The organism is Usitatibacter palustris, from assembly GCF_013003985.1.
Lineage (GTDB): Bacteria > Pseudomonadota > Gammaproteobacteria > Burkholderiales > Usitatibacteraceae > Usitatibacter > Usitatibacter palustris.
The window spans coordinates 2,463,169-2,480,201 of record NZ_CP053073.1; the positions used below are offsets into that span (position 1 = coordinate 2,463,169).

The 17,033-nt window shown below is 67.4% G+C and carries 12 protein-coding genes and 1 other RNA gene; all 13 read left to right on the plus strand.

Going from position 1 to position 17,033, the window contains the following annotated elements; all coding sequences use genetic code 11:
- Positions 1–284: 284 nt before the first annotated feature.
- The 13 genes from DSM104440_RS12010 to DSM104440_RS12070 all read left to right on the plus strand — a co-directional run bounded on the left by DSM104440_RS12010 (position 285) and on the right by DSM104440_RS12070 (position 17,033).
- A complete protein-coding gene (locus tag DSM104440_RS12010) occupies positions 285–920 on the plus strand; it encodes an OmpA family protein (protein WP_171162926.1) in 636 nt (211 codons plus the stop codon).
- A gap of 70 nt (positions 921–990) precedes the next feature.
- The gene (locus DSM104440_RS12015; RefSeq protein WP_171162928.1) at positions 991–2,307 is read left to right on the plus strand and encodes a TRZ/ATZ family hydrolase; all 1,317 of its coding nucleotides are present in this window, start codon (positions 991–993) and stop codon (positions 2,305–2,307) included.
- Positions 2,304–3,014, plus strand: coding sequence for a bifunctional 2-polyprenyl-6-hydroxyphenol methylase/3-demethylubiquinol 3-O-methyltransferase UbiG (ubiG, locus tag DSM104440_RS12020; protein ID WP_171162929.1), 711 nt, complete (start codon positions 2,304–2,306; stop codon positions 3,012–3,014). Before DSM104440_RS12015 ends, ubiG begins: the two co-directional genes overlap by 4 nt.
- Positions 3,007–3,684 (plus strand): phosphoglycolate phosphatase, encoded by a 678-nt coding sequence (gene gph, locus DSM104440_RS12025; protein ID WP_171162931.1) that lies wholly within the window; start codon positions 3,007–3,009, stop codon positions 3,682–3,684. The genes ubiG and gph overlap by 8 nt, the downstream gene beginning before the upstream one ends.
- 1 nt (position 3,685) lies before the next feature.
- Complete coding sequence (locus DSM104440_RS12030; protein WP_171162933.1) at positions 3,686–4,858, plus strand: DUF1501 domain-containing protein; 1,173 nt, start codon at positions 3,686–3,688, stop codon at positions 4,856–4,858.
- A gap of 62 nt (positions 4,859–4,920) precedes the next feature.
- Positions 4,921–5,284: a transfer-messenger RNA gene (ssrA, locus tag DSM104440_RS12035) on the plus strand.
- An 81-nt stretch (positions 5,285–5,365) separates the two neighbouring features.
- Complete coding sequence (locus DSM104440_RS12040) at positions 5,366–7,561, plus strand: glycosyltransferase (RefSeq protein ID WP_171162935.1); 2,196 nt, start codon at positions 5,366–5,368, stop codon at positions 7,559–7,561.
- Positions 7,562–7,563: 2 nt separating this feature from the next.
- Positions 7,564–8,415 carry a class I SAM-dependent methyltransferase gene (locus DSM104440_RS12045; RefSeq protein ID WP_171162937.1) on the plus strand — a complete coding sequence of 284 codons (852 nt, stop codon included), beginning with the start codon at positions 7,564–7,566 and terminating at the stop codon, positions 8,413–8,415.
- Positions 8,412–9,581, plus strand: coding sequence for a glycosyltransferase WbsX family protein (locus DSM104440_RS12050; protein ID WP_171162939.1), 1,170 nt, complete (start codon positions 8,412–8,414; stop codon positions 9,579–9,581). Before DSM104440_RS12045 ends, DSM104440_RS12050 begins: the two co-directional genes overlap by 4 nt.
- Positions 9,578–10,402: a glycosyltransferase family 2 protein gene (locus DSM104440_RS12055; RefSeq protein ID WP_171162941.1), complete on the plus strand. Its 825-nt coding sequence runs from the start codon at positions 9,578–9,580 to the stop codon at positions 10,400–10,402. Before DSM104440_RS12050 ends, DSM104440_RS12055 begins: the two co-directional genes overlap by 4 nt.
- Before the next feature lie 42 nt (positions 10,403–10,444).
- Positions 10,445–12,688, plus strand: a complete 2,244-nt coding sequence (locus DSM104440_RS12060) for a CHASE2 domain-containing protein (protein ID WP_212758056.1) — start codon at positions 10,445–10,447, stop codon at positions 12,686–12,688.
- A complete protein-coding gene (locus DSM104440_RS12065) occupies positions 12,685–13,707 on the plus strand; it encodes an MBL fold metallo-hydrolase (protein ID WP_212758057.1) in 1,023 nt (340 codons plus the stop codon). The genes DSM104440_RS12060 and DSM104440_RS12065 overlap by 4 nt, the downstream gene beginning before the upstream one ends.
- Positions 13,708–13,883: 176 nt before the next feature.
- Positions 13,884–17,033 (plus strand): ATP-binding protein, encoded by a 3,150-nt coding sequence (locus tag DSM104440_RS12070; protein WP_171162944.1) that lies wholly within the window; start codon positions 13,884–13,886, stop codon positions 17,031–17,033.

Genomic DNA, 17,033 nt, shown 5'->3' on the forward strand with positions numbered 1-17,033 from the left:
CCCCTCGGACCCGACGGGGCCGCTAAGTACTTGTTATAAAGGCGCTTTTTGACGGCGGCGAAAGGAAAATCCTACCACAGTCAGGGGGGCTTTTCCAAACCCCGCGTGCTGACAGGGAGTGTGGCGAAAATGCAACTAACCGGGGGTAAGGTGTTGCGGAAAACACAGCCTTTGGTTGTCGAATCAAGAGCCCTTTGTGTATGATGTTGCGAGCAGTTTTAGGAACGGTCGACAGAAAAAGCACAGCGCCAAACAATCACCTACATCCTCTTGGGAGTTCCCATATGAAGATTTTCTCGCTCGGAAAGCTGATCGCCGGTTCCGCCGTCATGGCGATTGCCGCCGGCTCGGCTTTCGCTGGCGTCACGCCGAATGCAACGGATTCCTCCGGCGCCCCGGTAAGGGACGCTTCCGGCAATTGCATCCAATCCTCCGGTATCAGCCACCCGGATTGCATGCCGAAGGCCGCACCGGCCCCGGCTGCTCCCGCAAGCCCGGCCTCTCCGGCGTCACCCGCAGCTCCGGCGGCTCCGGCTCCGGCGGCGAAGCCTGCCCCGGCCTCGGTTCGCCAGGCTGTCGTCATCCAGGCTGACGCCCTGTTCGACTTCGACAAGGCGGTCCTGCGTCCGGATGGCAAGAAGAACATCGATGACGCGCTCGCGAAGCTCCGCGGCGTGGACCTCGAAATGGTCATCGCCACGGGCCACACGGACTCGGTCGGCAGCGATGCGTACAACCAGAAGCTCTCCGAGCGCCGCGCTGCTGCGGTGAAGGATTACCTCGTGAGCAAGGGCATCGCCAGCGCGAAGGTCACGACGATCGGCAAGGGCGAGTCCCAGCCTGTCGCGACCAACAAGACCGGCGAAGGTCGCCAGAAGAACCGTCGCGTGGACATCGAGTTCAAGGGTGTTCGCCAGTAAGAGTCACTAGCCCGGCAGAAAACCCCGCTTCGGCGGGGTTTTTTGTTCGTGCTTCCTGCACGGGAAACTAATGCAGAACGTCGACACGCTGATCGTCGCCGCCCAGGTCCTGCCGATCGAACCGGAAGGGGTGGTCCTCACCGACCATGCCGTCGCGATCTCCGGCGGGAAGATCGTCGCGCTCGCGCCCGCGGCGCAGGCACTGGCGACGTACTCGGCGAAGTCGGTCGTGCGCCTGGATCGGCACGTGCTGATGCCCGGACTCGTGAACCTGCATTGCCACGCGGCGATGACGCTCATGCGCGGGCTCGCCGACGACCTGCCGCTGATGGCGTGGCTGCAGGATCGCGTCTGGCCGGTTGAGGGCAAGCACGTCGGCGACGACTTCGTGCACGACGGCAGCCTTATCGCGGCCGCGGAAATGCTGCGCGGCGGCATCACGTGCGTGAACGACATGTATTTCTTCCCTGGGGCCACCGCGCGCGCGATGTTGCGCGCTGGAATGCGCGCGACCCTGGGGATCATCGCGATCGAGTTCCCGAGCGCCTATGCAGCCGATGCGGCGGGCTATCTCGCCAAGGGCCTCGCGACCCGCGAAGCGTATCTCGGAGAGTCCACCCTCTCCTTCTGCCTCGCGCCGCATGCGCCCTACACCGTGGGCGACGAGACGCTGCGCAAGATCGCAACCCTCGCCGAGGAGCTCGACGTGCCTATCCACATGCACGTGCACGAGACCCGCGACGAGATCGCCCAGGAAGTCGAGCGGCACAAGGTCCGGCCGCTCTGGCGGCTGCGCGGGCTCGGCCTTGTGAGCCCGCGCTTGATCGCGGTGCACGCGGTCCACCTCGATGATTCCGAGCTGGACCTCCTCGCTCGCGAAGGCGCGAGCGTGGCCCACTGCCCGGCATCGAACCTCAAGCTGGCGAGCGGCATCGCTCCCGTTGCCGCCATGCTCGCGCGCGGCATCAACGTGGGCGTCGGCACGGACGGCGCCGCGAGCAACAACCGGCTCGACCTGTTTTCCGAGATGCGCCTTGCCTCGCTCCTCGCCAAGGGCGCCTCGGGCGAAGCACGCGTGCTCGATGCCCATGCAACGCTTCGCATGGCCACGTTGGGCGGCGCCCGCGCACTGGGCCTCGACAACGCCATCGGCTCGCTCCTCCCCGGCAAGTGGGCCGATCTCACCGCCGTGGAACTTTCGTCGCTGGAAACCCTCCCTTGTTTCGATGCGGCCTCGCATATCGCATATGTCGCAGGACGCGAGCATGTCTCGCACGTCTGGGTCGGCGGCGAAGCGCGCGTGACCGAAGGCGAGCTGATCGGCATCGACGTCGCCACGCTGAAGGAAAAGGCCCTCTGGTGGAAACAACGCATCGTCCAGGCATGAGCACCGGCGCCAACGTCGATCCCGGCGAGCTGGCGAAATTCAGCGCGCTCGCCCATCGCTGGTGGGACCCCACGAGCGAATTCCGGCCGCTGCACGAAATCAACCCGCTGCGCCTGGGCCACATCGAAACTCTCGTCGGCGGGCTCGCCGGCAAGCGCGTGCTCGATGTCGGTTGCGGCGGCGGAATCCTCAGCGAAGCGATGGCCGTGCGCGGAGCGCGCGTCACGGGCATCGATCTCGCCGAGAAGCCGCTGAAGGTCGCCATGCTCCACCGCCTGGAGACGGGGGTGGAAGTCGACTATCGACTCGTCCCCGCCGAACAGATCGCCGATGAGATGCCCGCGGCGTTCGACGTCGTCACGTGCATGGAGATGCTCGAGCACGTGCCGGATCCGGCCAGCATCGTTCGCGCCTGCGCGCGCGCCGTGAAGCCCGGTGGCTGGGTCTTCTTCGCGACGATCAATCGCAACCCCAAGTCGTTCCTCTTCGCGATCGTCGGCGCCGAGTACGTGCTGGGCCTCCTGCCCAGGGGCACGCACGAGTACGCGAAGTTCATCACGCCCTCCGAGCTTGCGCGCCACGGCCGTGCGGCCGGCCTCGCGCAGGCGGGCCTTGCCGGCATGACCTACAACCCGATCACGAAGGTGTATGCGATCGGCGCGGACGTCGGCGTGAACTACATCCTCGCCACGCGCCGCGATGTTTGAGGCCGTCCTCTTCGACCTCGATGGCACGCTCGCGGATACGGCGCCGGACATGGCCGCATCGCTCAACGTGCTGCTCGAGAGCAAGGGACGCGCGCCCGTCGAAGTGGAGACGGTTCGCCCGTTCGTCTCGCGCGGTGCGCGCGGGATGATCATGGCGGCTTTCGGGCTCACGCCCGAGCACCCCGATTTCCCCGCGCTGCGCGAGAAGTTCCTCGACATCTATGCCGACAACCTCGCCGTCCACACGCGGCTCTTTCCCGGCATGGACCGCCTGCTCGACCGGCTCGAGGCCGAAGGAATCGCGTGGGGCGTGGTCACCAACAAATTCGAGAAATTCTCCCGCCCGGTCATCGCGCACCTCGGCCTCGGGCTGCGCTCGCAAGTCCTGGTGAGCGGCGACACCTGCGCGCGACCCAAGCCCTTCGCCGACCCCCTGCTGCATGCCTGCGCCCACCTGGGCGTCGCCCCCATGAAATCCCTCTACGTGGGCGATGACGAACGCGACGTCCAGGCTGCGCGCGCGGCCGGCATGAAGGTGGTCGTCGCCGGCTACGGCTACCTCGGCGACGGTCCGCCCGCGATCCTCTGGGGTGCGGACGCGGTCGTCGATTCCGCGTTCGCCATCGGGCAATGGATGGGTCTCGCCGCCAACGAGGCCCACGAGGCCTAAAATGACCCTCATGAAGCGCCGTCACTTCCTGCAGGCCCTCGCGGGCGCACCGCTCGCGGCAACCCTTCCCGCGTTTGCGGCCGACACACCGCAGCGCCTGCTCGTGCTCGTTTACCTGCATGGGGGCAACGACGGCTACAACACGTGGGTTCCGTACACGGATTCGCTCTACTACCGCGTGCGCCCGAACATCGCTGTGCCACGCGACGCGGTCCTGAAGGTCACCGACAAGCAGGGCTTCCATCCCTCGATGGCGCCGCTCGTGCCCTTGCTCGAATCGCGCGAGCTGGCGGTGGTCCAGGGGATCGGCCTGCCGGGCGTCTCGCAGCAGCATTACCGCGACACGGAGATGGCATTCACCGCCTGCGATCTCGAGGAATACCGGACCGAGGGCTGGGTCACTCGTGCCCTCGCCCGTCGCGCCCTCGAGGAGTGGGCGATGGCCGATGCGGTGGCCTTCGATCTGCTCGACATCCGCGAATCCGACCCGATGGGACCAATGCGCGGCCAGCGCCAGCGCGTGGTGCAGGTCCACCATGCCCACGAGCTGCTCGCCAAGCGCCGGATCTCCGATTGCGTGATCGATGCGAACCCGCGGGGTCGCGAGCGCCTTGCTCGCGGCGGCGATACGCTCGCCACCGTCACCCTGCGCACGAGCTTTCCCACGGACCCCTTCGGGCAAGCGGTGCGCGCGGCCGTGGAGCTCGCCTCGGTCGACCGCGGGATTCCGGTGATCCACCTCGCGCTCAACGGCCTCGACGGCGACAAGCATCATTCGGTCGACTGCCACTACGACCAGCTGAAGTACCACGGCAACGCGCTACAGCGCCTTTCCGAGGGCCTCGTCGCGCTGCGCTCGGGCCTGCGCGAAATCGGGCGCTGGGACGAAACGCTGGTCGCAACGTACGACGAGTTCGGCCGCTCGCCGATGGAAAACGAGAAGCAGGGCACGCACCACGGACAGGCCACGACGCACTTTGTGATGGGCGGGCGCGTGAAAGGCGGCCTCTACGGCGAAGCGCCCCCGGTGATCCGCGTGCACGAGATCGGCGGGCCCGAGCCGGTCATCGACACCCGGCGCCTGTGGGCCACGGTCGTGGAGCGCTGGTGGAGCGCCGACGCTTCCGGCCTCTTCGCCCGCCGCTACGCCCCCCTCGACCTCCTGTCCGCCTGACCTTGCAGCCGGGTCCGCCGGACCCCATCTAGTACAATGACGCACTGAAATACCCCATTTATGGGGGCGACATGGTTTCGACGTGGGTACTGAAGCAGTTCAGGGCATGCCGAGGCGTGGTTACCTCGTAAAAACAGCCGCAAGCTACATAAACGCAAACGACGACCGCTACACTCTGGCTGCTTAATACCGGCCGGACTCTGCACCGGATTTCCATTGGTCCGGGCGGGTAAAACCGCAGCAGAGCCATACACAATGGATCGCCCTCCGCAGGGCCACTTTGCGGAGGGCTAAATCCAAGGTGGCTCGCCTTCGTCCAGCCCGCCTGCCGGCGGGACGGGGGTCAAATCAAATGGCGTGGCTACGCATGTAGAACTGGCTGTGAACGTCTTGCGGACGCGGGTTCGATTCCCGCCGCCTCCACCAATCGTGCCGGGGAGTCCAACGACTCCCCGGTTCCCTTTTCAGACGCCCGTGCCACGCAGGTCGTGGCTTACAATTTCCGTCATGGACGCTTCCTCGCCGCCCTCGGAGATCGCCGCCAGCGGGCCTGCGCCGGCGGTGGTGCGCCTCGACGCGGGCGATGCCGGTGATTTCCTCGGCCCGCTTCGCGCCGCTCTCGCCGCGCATCCGGGTGCGGACTTCGCGTGGATCGCCAAGGGCATCGCCGAACCCTTCGCCTGGTTGACGCGCCTGCAGAAGGCCGCGTACTCGATGCCGCGCATCGCCGCCGCGGTCCCGATGTGCGACCTCTCCCCGGTGACCGAACTCGTGGACGAGGCAACGCGCGCGGCGCACAAGCTCGACCCCCTCCTCCTCGATCAGACCGCGTACTGCGTGGGCGATCGCGCGTGCTACGAAATCCCGCGGCTGCATCCGGTGTGCGCGTACCTGCGCCGCGATGCGCTCGATGCGGTCGTGCCGATGTTGCCGGCCGGGCCGGCGTCGCCGCAGTCCGTGCTCGACACGCTCGTGCGCCTGTGGCGCGCGACCGGCTGGAGCCCGGTGGCTTGCGACTTTCTCTACGTCGAACGCCCGGGACACCTGAGCGCCGCACCCGGTCCCGCGACACTCGAGGAGCAGGCGTTCCTCCGGCACTCGCCATTCGCCGGCCTGCGCCGCGCCGTGAGCGATTCGATCCGGATCGGCCTGCCGCCGGTGTCGACGCCCGGCCTCGACGAGCGGCCCGTCCAGTTGCACGTCATGCATTTCTGGGGCGGCGGCCTCGAACGCTGGGTGCGCGACTTCGGCCGCGCCGATCCCATGCGCATCAACATGATCCTCGCCTCGTTCCGCATCGGCGAGGATGGCGGCCAGCGGCTGATCCTCTACTCCGACCCCTCGGCCATGGCGCCGGTCCGCGTCTGGGACATCGCGCGGCCGATCCGGTCGAGCGCCGGCACGAGCCTCGAATACCGCGCCATCCTCGAGGAGATCGTCCGCGACTTCGGCGTCGAGGCGGTGCTGGTCTCGTCGCTGATCAACCATTCGCTCGACGCGCTGACGCTCCCCGTAAAGACGGTCGTCGTCTGCCACGATTTCTACCCCGTCTGCCAAGCGATCAACCCGCGCTTCGGCAAGACCTGCGTGCGCTGCACGCTCGAGGACCTTCGCGCCTGCGCGAAGTCCAATCCGCTCAACACGTTTTTCGCCCAGCAGCAGACGCCCGAGGAATGGCACGCGATGCGCGGCCTGTTCGTCGACCATGTCATCGCCAACGGCATCGAGATGATCGTGCCGTCGCAATCGGTCGCCAACACCCTGCGCCAGCTCGATCCGCGCCTCGCGAAAGTGCCGATGCATACGATCGGTCACGGGATCGACCTCGATGCACCGAAGATCACCACCGCGCCGCGCGAGGATGCGCAGCGCCTGCGCATCGTGGTTCTCGGGCGCCTGTCGCTCCACAAGGGACTCGAGCTGATGCGCGAAGCCGCCGAGGGCCTGCGGCCGCACGCGAAGATCACGCTGCTCGGCTGCGGCCGCAATGGCGTGGAACTCGCCGAGAAGCTCGGCTGGAAGGCGATCGAAAAGTACGAGCTCGCGGACCTGCCGCGCGTGCTGCAATCGCTCAATCCGGATGCGTGCCTGCTGCCCTCGGTCGTCCCGGAGACCTTCAGCTACACCCTGAGCGAGCTGATGGCCCTGGGCGTTCCGCCGATTGCCTCGGCCGTCGGCGCGTTGAAGGAGCGCATCGTCGATGGCGAGACGGGCTTCCTGTTCGAACCGGACAAGGATTCGCTCATCGAGGCCGTCCGCGCGCTGAAGTCGCAGCCCGAACGTCTCGAGAAGGTCGCGCGCAACCTCGCCGCCCTGCCCAAGGGCCGCGGCACCGCCGACATGGTGAAGGACTATCACGCGATCATTCCGCTCAAGCCGCACCCCGTCGCGCGCTTCCGCGTGGGCTTGGGGCGCAGCACGTCGCTCACGGAACCGTACCGCCAACTCAACGAGTCGTATGCGCAGCTCACCTCCGCCTACCAGCAGCTGAGCGGCGCCTATGCGCACACGACCCAGGCCTACGAGCAGACCCGCGGTGCGTACGACAAGGCCCATGGGGAAGTCGTGCGGCTCCACGCGGTGCTGGGCCAATGGGGCCGCGAAGTCAGCGCCCTAAAAGTGCCCACGCATCCATGGCGGATCCCGCAAGCGCTCGGACTCATGCAGGACCTCGCCAAACAATTGAAAAAGCCGGAGGAATGACGATGTCGACCGTCGCAATCGCCGACACCGAAGCGGAAGCCCAGCGCTTCCCCTGGGCGGAGCAACTTTCGCCGCAACTGTTGAAGTCGCCCTGGTGGATCGGGCACATCCCGTTCGCCTACGAGCTGATCGGTCGCCTGCGGCCGGCGGTCATCGTCGAGCTCGGCACCTACAGCGGATCGTCCTTCGCGGCGTTCTGCCAGGCGGTGACCGCGTGCGGGCTGCCTTCGAGGTGCTACGGCATCGACCTCTGGCAGGGCGACGTGCACATGGGCAAGTTCGAGGACGACCTCTACCACGAGATCTCCGCGTACATGGCGCAGACCTACCCGGGCGTGGCGCAGCTCGTCCGCGAGGACTTCAACAGGGCCGTCGCGCAATTCGCCGACGGCTCCATCGACCTCCTGCACATCGACGGCACCCACACGTACGAAGCGGTGAGCAACGATTTCCACACGTGGCTTCCGAAGATGTCGGAGCGCGGCGTGATCCTCTTCCACGACGTGAACGTGACCGTCGAGAACGCGGGCAGCGCGGCGCTGAAGTTCGGCGTGCGCAAGCTCTTCGACGAGGTGAAGGGCCGCTATCCGCACCTGGAGTTCGCGCATTGCTGGGGCTTGGGCGTGCTGGTCGTCGGCCCCGCCGCACCGCCCGCGGTCCACGAGCTGGTCTCGCTCTCGGGCTCGCCCGCTTTTATCCAGTACTTCGCGGCCAAGGGCGCAGAAGTCTCGAAGCGCTTCGCCGACATGGGCGTGGCGCTGCCCGTCCATTCCCCCTACAGCGCCGACACGCCGCTGTGGCGCCGCGCCGTCAACAAGCTGCGCCGCATCGCCGACCAGGTCCTCGCGACATGACGGAGGATCAGGTCCGCCTGCTCGCCATGTATTTCCCCCAGTTCCACGCGATTCCCGAGAACGACGCGTGGTGGGGCAAGGGCTTCACCGACTGGGTGAACGTGAAGCGCGCGCGGCCGCAGTTCCGCGGCCACTACCAGCCGCGCGTGCCGCTCGACAACAACTACTACGACCAATCGCGCCTCGATACGCTCGCGTGGCAGATCGACATCGCGCGCAAGCACGGCGTGCACGGCTTCTGCCACTACCACTACTGGTTCGACGGCAAGCAGCTGCTCGACACGCCGACCAACCTCGTGCTCGAGAACAAGTCGCTCGATTTCCCGTTCTGCCTCGCCTGGGCCAACGAGACCTGGTCGCGGCGCTGGGACGGCCAGGACCATCTCATCCTGCAGGAGCAGACGCATCGGCCGGACAAGGCGATCTGGCAGCGTCACTTCGATTACCTTTTCCGCTGCTGGAGCGACGAGCGCGCGATCAAGATCGACGGCAAGCCGGTGTTCCTCGTCTATCGCGCGCACCGCATCGTGCAGATCGACGCGATGTTCGATTTCTGGCGCGAGGAAGCGCGCCGGCGCGGACTGCCCGGCCTCTACCTCATCTCGATGAAGCAGTACGAGTTCCCGAACCCGGAGGTCCTCAAGCACTTCGACGCGACGATGCAATTCCAGCCCTTCGAGGCCATCTACTCGCCCGACTACGAAGCGACGCCGATCAAGGCCAGCCGGCTGCTCGCGCCGTTCCGCCACCTGCCCGAGAAGGTTCAGGACGTCTTGCGCGCCGTGCGCTACCACCTGCTTTCCGGGCTCACGTTCTACGACTACGACCGCGTGTGGAAGCACATCCTGAAGGTCGAACGCGAAGGCGGCATCCCGGCCTTTCCCGGCGCATTCGTGGACTGGGACAACACCGCCCGCTATCGCAAGCGCGCGCGCATCTTCCGGGGTGCCTCGCCCGAGCGCTTCGGGCACTGGTTCCGGCAGCTCGTGCAGGTCACGGCGCAGCGCCCGGCGCCCGAGCGGATGATCTTCCTCAACGCGTGGAACGAGTGGTCCGAGGGCACCTACCTGGAGCCCGACGAGCGTCACGGCTACAAGTATCTCGAGGCCGTGCGCGACGCACTGCAGGAAGCGGCCGAGGAACCCCGCAAGGCGCGCGTGGCTTGATCGACGTCATCGTCCCGGTCTATCGCGGGCTGGGCCCCACGCAGCGCTGCCTCGAGAGCGTGATCGCCGCCTCGGGCAGCACTTTGCACGAGCTCATCGTCATCGACGACGAGAGCCCGGAGCCGCAGATCACCCAGTGGTTGAGCACGTTCGCACGTGAGCATCGCGTCGCGTTGCGGCGCCACGAGAAGAACCGGGGCTTCGTCGCCACGGTGAACGAGGGCATGGCGCTGCACCCGACGCGCGACGTCGTGCTGCTGAACGCCGACACCGAAGTGCCGCGCGGGTGGCTCGACCGATTGGCCGCACACGCCCGGGGCGCGAATGTGGGCACCGTGACCCCGTTCTCCAACAACGCGACGATCTGCAGCTATCCGCGCTTCTGCGAGAACAACGAGCTTCCAGCCGGCATGGACACCCATTCCCTCGACGCCGCGTTCCACGCCGCCAACGCCGGCCGCAGCGTGGACATCCTGACTGCAGTGGGGTTCTGCATGTACATCCGGCGCGAATGCCTGGACCGCGTGGGGCTCTTCGACTTCGAGCGCTATGGCCAGGGCTACGGCGAGGAAGTCGATTTCTGCATGCGCGCGAGCCGCGCGGGGTTCCGCCACCTGCTCGCCGGCGACCTCTTCGTCTACCACCAGGGCGAAGTGTCCTTCGGCAACACCGGCGTGGAACGGCGCGCGCAGGCGCAACGCACCGTCGACACGCTCTATCCCGAATTCCAGCCGACGGTTCGCGCCTTCGTCCAGGCCGACCCGCCCCGTCCCCTGCGCGAGGCGGTCGACCGCCAGCGCGGTGTATCATCGTCGCGCTAACGGCTGAGCACTTTTCCCAAAGAAAACAAGGCCGCATCCCCTGTGAAGCTCATCTCGCGCTGGAACCCGAAGCTCTCGATGCACAGCCTCGCGCGCATCGGGCTGGGCCTGCTCGTGGTCTTCCTCTTCGTGGCCCACGAGGCCGAATGGCTGCAGATGCGGTTCGTGCAGCAGCTCGAGCTCATCGCCTACGACTCGCGGCTGCGCCTGTTCATGCCGAACACGATGGACACGCGCGTCGTGATCCTGGACATCGACGAGAAGAGCCTTGCCGCCGAAGGCCGCTGGCCCTGGAGCCGCAACAAGCTCGCGGTGATGATCAAGCAGCTCTTCGAACACTACAAAGTGAAAGTGGTCGGGTTCGACGTCGCGTTCCCCGAAGCCGACCCGAGCTCGGGTCTCGCGAACCTCGAAAGCATCAGCAAGGGCGAGCTCAAGGACAACGCGGAGTACAACGCCTGGCTGCAGCGCTCGCGCATGAGCCTCGACTACGACGCGCTCTTCGCCGAGGAAGTGAAGAAGTATCCCGTGGTGCTCGGCTTCTTCCTCGGTGGCAAAGCGGACAAGGCGGGTGAGCTGCCGCAACCGACCCTTGCCTCGACGGACCTGCCGCCCACGCAATTCCGGCACCACCTCGCGAGCGGCTACAGCGCGAACATCGGCATCCTGCAGAAGAACGCAACGGCGGCCGGACACCTCTATCCCGCGCTCGACTTCGACGGCACCACGCGGCGCGTGCCCATGCTCATGCGCTACGAGGACGGCTACTACGAAGCCATGTCGCTCGCGGTGCTGCGCACCTACCTCGCCAACGCGCCGCTGAAGATCCAGACGCGCACCGATGGCTCGGGCGCGAACGCGGTCGGGTGGATCACCGAGCTCCAGGTGGGTGATCTCAAGATTCCGCTCGACGACGGCATGACGGCCCTCGTTCCCTACCGCGGCGCGACGGGCACCTTCCGCTACGTCTCGGCGACCGACGTGATTCGCGGCAAGCTCGGCGCCGACGAGCTCAAGGACAAGATCATCATCGTCGGCACCTCCGCGCAGGGCCTGCTCGACTTGCGCGCCACGCCCGTGCGCGAGGACTTCCCCGGCGTCGAGATCCACGCGAACCTCGTCGGCGGCTTCCTCGACAAGACCATCAAGCACAAGCCCGCGGAAGTGCTCGCGGTCTCGGTGCTCACCCTCCTGCTGATCGGCGTGCCCTTCGCGGTGTTCATGCCCCGCATGAGCGCGCTGGTGGCGACCGGCGTGATGGTGGGCCTGGTGATCCTCATCAACGCGTTCAACGCCTACCAGTGGAAGTCGAACAACTACGTGATGCCGCTGGCGCCGCCGATGCTGATGCTGGTGCTGCTCTACTTCATCAACATGGCGTGGGGCTTCTTCACGGAAGCGCGCTCGCGGCGCCTCATCACGGGCCTGTTCGGCACGTACGTGCCCAAGGAGCTCGTCGCGGAGATGAGCAAGAACCCGGGCGAGTACTCGATGCGCGGCGAATCGCGCGAGATGACCGTCCTCTTCTCCGACGTGCGCGACTTCACCTCGATCTCCGAGGGCCTCTCCCCGGAGGCGCTGAAGGACATGATGAACACCTACCTCACGTCGATGACGGAGGTGATCCAGCACCGGCGCGGGACGATCGACAAGTACATCGGCGACGCGATCATGGCCTTCTGGGGCGCGCCACTGAAGGACACCGACCACGCCACCAACGCGCTCGAGGCCGCGATGGAGATGCAGAAGGCGATCCGCAAGCTCGACGAGGACTTCGCGAAGAAGGGCTGGCCGCCGCTGCACATCGGCGTGGGCCTCAACTGCGGCGTGATGAACGTGGGCGACATGGGCTCGCGATTCCGTCGCGCGTACACCGTGCTGGGCGACGCCGTGAACCTCGCCTCGCGCCTCGAGGGTCTCACCAAGGAGTACGGCGTGAAGGTCCTCGTCTCCGGGAACATGGTCGACACCGTGCAGACGTACGTCTACCGCGAGATCGACAAGGTGCGCGTGAAGGGCAAGCTCGAGGGCGTGAAGATCTTCGAGCCGGTGGGCAAGATCGGCGAAGTGGGCGAGACCACGCTGAAGGAGCTCGACGAGTTCCACAAGGGCGTGGAGTACTACCGCAAGCAGCGCTGGGACGACGCCGAGGCGCGAATGAAGAACCTCGCTTACGCGAACCCCGACGTGAAGGTCTACAAGCTCTACCTCGAGCGCATCGCCAACCTGCGCCAGAACCCGCCGGCGAAGGACTGGGACGGCGTGTTCGTCTTCACGACCAAGTGATCGTCGTCGACTACCCTTTCGCCGAGGCGCTCCCCGCGCCCGGCGAAGCGATCCGCGTGGCCGAGGGCGTGCACTGGATCCGCATGCCGCTGCCGTTCGCGCTCGACCACATCAACCTGTGGCTGCTCGAGGACGGCGACGGCTGGACGATCGTCGACACGGGCCTCGGCGTCCAGGCCACCTGGGATCTCTGGGAAAAACAGTTCGCCGGCACGATGGGCGGGCGGCCCGTGAAGAACATCGTCGTCACGCACTACCACCCGGATCACCTGGGCAGCGCGAACTGGCTGGTCGAAAAGACCTGCGCGCCCTTCTGGATCACGCTCGGCGAATACCTCTCGGGCCACGCGGCGCACGACGACACGGCGGGCTTCGATCGCGGCACCGGCATCGAATTCTTCCGCGTGAACGGCCTCGACACCTCGCGCTTTCCCGAGAAGATGCGCACGGCCAACGGCTATCGTCGCGGCGTGCCGTCGATCCCGACGAGCTACCGGCGCATGATGCACGGCGACAAACTCGCCATCGGCGGCCGCGAGTGGGAAGTCATCACGGTTTTCGGGCACGCGCCCGAGCACGCCGCCCTCTACTGCGCGTCGCTCAACGTGCTCATCTCCGGGGACCAGGTGTTGCCGCGCATCACGACGAACGTGGGCGTCTGGGGCAACCAGCCGGAATCCAATCCGCTCGCACTCTTCCTCGACTCGATCGGGCGCTTCCTGCCGCTGCCGGCCGATGCCCGCGTGCTGCCCTCGCACGATCGCGTATTCCATGGATTGCACGAACGCATCGCGCAGTTGCGTGAGCACCACGCCGAACGCCTCGAGAAGCTCGCGGCCGCCTGCGCGACGCCGATCACCGCGCACGAGGCACTGCCCGTGCTGTTCAAGCGCACGCTCGATGACCACCAGTTGATGTTCGCGATGGGCGAGGCGATCGCCCACCTGCACTACCTCGAGCAGCGCGGCGAAGTCCGCCGGCAGGTGCAAGCCGACGGCATTCGCCGTTTCGTCCGCTAGCGTTACTGCGCCGACCTTCTCAGGTTTTGCTTTTTCATGACCCCTCCCTGGGTCGTGGATGTCGAGGCCATCGTGCCGCCGGGGGTTCCAGCCCGGTGTTAACCGACCGTTAATCCGCCGTTATTCCCCTCTCCCGGGGGTTGCGCCGGGCCTCCGGCTGACGGACATTGAGGTCCATGAACCCGGCCCTGCGCGTCCGCCTGCTCGGAACGCCCGCCTTCGAGGCCGGTGGCGAACCCCTGGCCTGCCCGTCCCAGAAGGCGGTCTGGCTCGCGGCCTACCTTTTCATGAAGCGGGAAGCCGTGGCCCGCCCGCGCCTGGCGACCCTTCTCTGGGGCGGAGCCGGTCAGCGCCTGGAGCTGGGCAGCCTCCGGGTTGCGCTCACCAAGCTGCCCGCCCCGGTATCCGCGTGCCTGGAGATCGGTCGCGACCGGATCGGCGTGGCGCGCGATGCAAGCTTCGAGCTCGACGTGGATGGCTTCATCGCCGATTGCGCATCCTCGTCCAGCGACGCGCATGAGCGCGCGATCGCCGGCTACGGCGAGCTGCTGCAAGGCGTGCCCGGCGATGCGGCGCCCGAATTCTCCGACTGGCTTCTCGCCGAGCGAACCCGCCTGCGCGCGCTTGCGCACGGTGTGCACTTGAAGCTCGCGCAGCGTTTGCACGCGCAGGGATCCACCTCGCGAGCGCGCGCGGTCGCCGATGCCTGGCTTCGCCAGGAGCCGGCGTCGGAAGCGATGCACCGCCTGCTGATGGAATGGCTCGCGCAAGGCGGCAACAACGACCAGGCGCTTGCGCACTACGAGGTCTATCGCCGCGCGCGCGCCGTGGCCCACGGCGCTCCTCCCTCCGACGAGATGTCGGCGTATGCGGAGCGCTTGCGGCAAGGCCGCGCGACGGCGGGCCGCGAGCCGCCCGCGCGTATTGCCGCCGCGACTTCCTTCATCGGCCGCACGGAGGAACTCGCCGAGCTGCGCGGACTACTCGCTGACCCGTCATGCCGCCTGGTCACGATCCATGGCATGGGCGGCGTGGGCAAGACGCGCCTCGCCGTTGCGATCGCCGACCTCGAGGCCGAGGCATTCCCCGGGGGCATCCATGTCATCGCGCTCGATGGCGTTCGCGAGCCGCGGCTCTTCGCGCAAACGGTCGCGCGCGGTTGCGGCCTCCAGCCCGCGGGCTCGGCCGATCCGCTCGATCTGGCCGCGAGCTGGCTGCGCGATCGCACGGCCCTCCTGATCCTCGACAACCTCGAGCACTTGCTGGGCGAATCCGGCGACGATCCACAGTCCATCCCGGCACAGGTCGCCGCTCTCCTGCGCGGCACCGGCGCGCGCGTGAAGGTCCTCGCCACGTCGCGCGAGCCGCTGCGCCTGCAGGAGGAATGGCTCTACGCGCTCGATGGCCTCGCATTCCCGCCCGAAGGCGCGGACCCGACCGAGGCACAGTCCTTTGCCGCGGTGCAGTTCTTCGCGCAGCGTGCGCGCCAGGCCTACACCGGCTTCTCGCTCCCGGCGGAGCTTCCCAGCGTCACACGGCTGTGCACGCTTCTCGAAGGATTGCCGCTCGGGCTGGAGCTCGCGGCGAGCTGGGTTCGCAACGTGCCGTGCGCCGAGATCGCCGCCTCGCTCGCCACGCGGGCCGCGCAGCTCAAGAGCTTCCACGTCAATCGCGCCGCGCGGCACAACTCGCTCGCCGCCGTCGTGGCGTATTCGTGGGAGCGGCTGTCGGCAGAGCAACGCGAAGCCCTCGAAGGTCTCTCCGCCCTCGTGGGTTCGTTTCCGCGCGAAGCCGCCGGCCAGGTCGCTCACGCCAGCGTGCGCGCCCTTTCATCGCTCGCGGAAAAATCTCTCCTGCAGGCGGCGGGCAATGGTCGCTGGCACCTGCACGAGGTGGTGCGGCAATTCGCATGGGAACCACCGGACACGATGGCCAAGTCGCTCGCCACCCGGCACGCCGCGATTCTCAAACGCCGCGACGCGTACTACCGGAGCGTGCTCGGCGACGCGCAGGCGACATTGGCGGGCGAAGGCGAAGCCGATGCGCTTGCGCAACTCGAGCTCGACGCCCCCAACATCCGCGCGACGTGGCAATCGCTGGCCCAGGAGGCGGACACCGAGGCGCTCGATGCCGCCGCACCCGCGTGGTTCGAATTCCTCGAATGCCGCTGCTTCTTCGCCGAAGGCATCGGCGCGGCCGAACGCTGGCTCGATGCTGCGCAACGCGCGGGGCATGCGCCATCGGCCGAACGCGCCCGCCTGATGCTGGGAACCTTCCGGCGCTTCGCCTCGGACAACGCCGGCGCGCTCGACGCCCTCACCCGCTGCGTCTCCGCGCTCGAATCGCTTGATGCGCCGCGGGACCTCGCGCGGGCCCGTGCTGCCCTCGCCTTCACGCTCCTTCTCGCGGGCCGGCTCGACGAAGCGCGCGAACAGTGCGACAAGGCGCGCGCAGGAGCCGAGGCCGGTGGCGACCGCACGCTCATCGCCGCCGCCTGCCGCACGCAGGGCCTGATCGCCGTGCACTCGGGGCACCTCGAGGAAGGCCGCGAGCTCGAACGGCGCGCGCTCGAGATGGCGGTTGAAACCGGCAAGCCCACGCTGCGCGCGGCGGCGCACAACAACCTCGCGATGGCCGAGAACCATCTCGGCAACTACGCGGCGGCGCAAGCCGGCTACGAAAGTGCGCTCGGTTGCTGGCGGGAGTTGCATGCCACCGCGAACATCGGCCGCGCGATGCACAACCTGGGCGTCGTGGCCACGCGCATGGAAGATCATTCGACGGCGCTCGAGCGTTACCGCGCCGCACTCGACGTCCTGCGCAAGGCCGGCGACCGCAACCTGATCGCGCTGAACCTGATGTCCACGGGCGACGCCCTGGTGCGCCTGGGCCGCCCCGCCGACGCGCGCTCGCCCCTCGAACAGGCGCTCGCGATCGCCGAGCGTCACGGCTACATGCTCCCCGGCCTCGACGCGCGCATCGTGCTCGCGCAGGCTGCCCTCGCACTCGGTGAAACGCACGCAGCTGCCAGCCACCTCTCCGCGGCATTCGATGGCGCGCAGAAGCATCACTTCAAGAATGTGCTCGGCGACGCACTGGTCACGGCCGCGAGACTCGCGCTCGCGCTCGATGCCAGCGCCTCGGCCACGGCCCTGGACTGGAGCGCCGGTGTCGCTCGTGATCCGGAAATCTCGCGAGGCGTTCGCAGCGATGCGCTGCGGCTCATCGAGGACCTCACCGCTTCCCGCGAGATTCCCGAAGGCTCCGGAGGCGTTGACGAGCGCATCGCCGCCGCCCGCAAGCTCGTGGAAGGCGCGCGGCGCTGA

Excerpts from the sequence above, each read along its gene's own strand:
- DSM104440_RS12030 (WP_171162933.1), top strand. The coding sequence starts at position 3,686 with ATGACCCTCATGAAGCGCCGTCACTTCCTGCAGGCCCTCGCGGGCGCA.
- gph (WP_171162931.1), top strand. The coding sequence starts at position 3,007 with ATGTTTGAGGCCGTCCTCTTCGACCTCGATGGCACGCTCGCGGATACG.
- DSM104440_RS12070 (WP_171162944.1), top strand. The coding sequence starts at position 13,884 with ATGAACCCGGCCCTGCGCGTCCGCCTGCTCGGAACGCCCGCCTTCGAG.
- DSM104440_RS12045 (WP_171162937.1), top strand. The coding sequence starts at position 7,564 with ATGTCGACCGTCGCAATCGCCGACACCGAAGCGGAAGCCCAGCGCTTC.
- ubiG (WP_171162929.1), top strand. The coding sequence starts at position 2,304 with ATGAGCACCGGCGCCAACGTCGATCCCGGCGAGCTGGCGAAATTCAGC.
- DSM104440_RS12040 (WP_171162935.1), top strand. The coding sequence starts at position 5,366 with ATGGACGCTTCCTCGCCGCCCTCGGAGATCGCCGCCAGCGGGCCTGCG.
- DSM104440_RS12010 (WP_171162926.1), top strand. The coding sequence starts at position 285 with ATGAAGATTTTCTCGCTCGGAAAGCTGATCGCCGGTTCCGCCGTCATG.
- DSM104440_RS12050 (WP_171162939.1), top strand. The coding sequence starts at position 8,412 with ATGACGGAGGATCAGGTCCGCCTGCTCGCCATGTATTTCCCCCAGTTC.
- DSM104440_RS12015 (WP_171162928.1), top strand. The coding sequence starts at position 991 with ATGCAGAACGTCGACACGCTGATCGTCGCCGCCCAGGTCCTGCCGATC.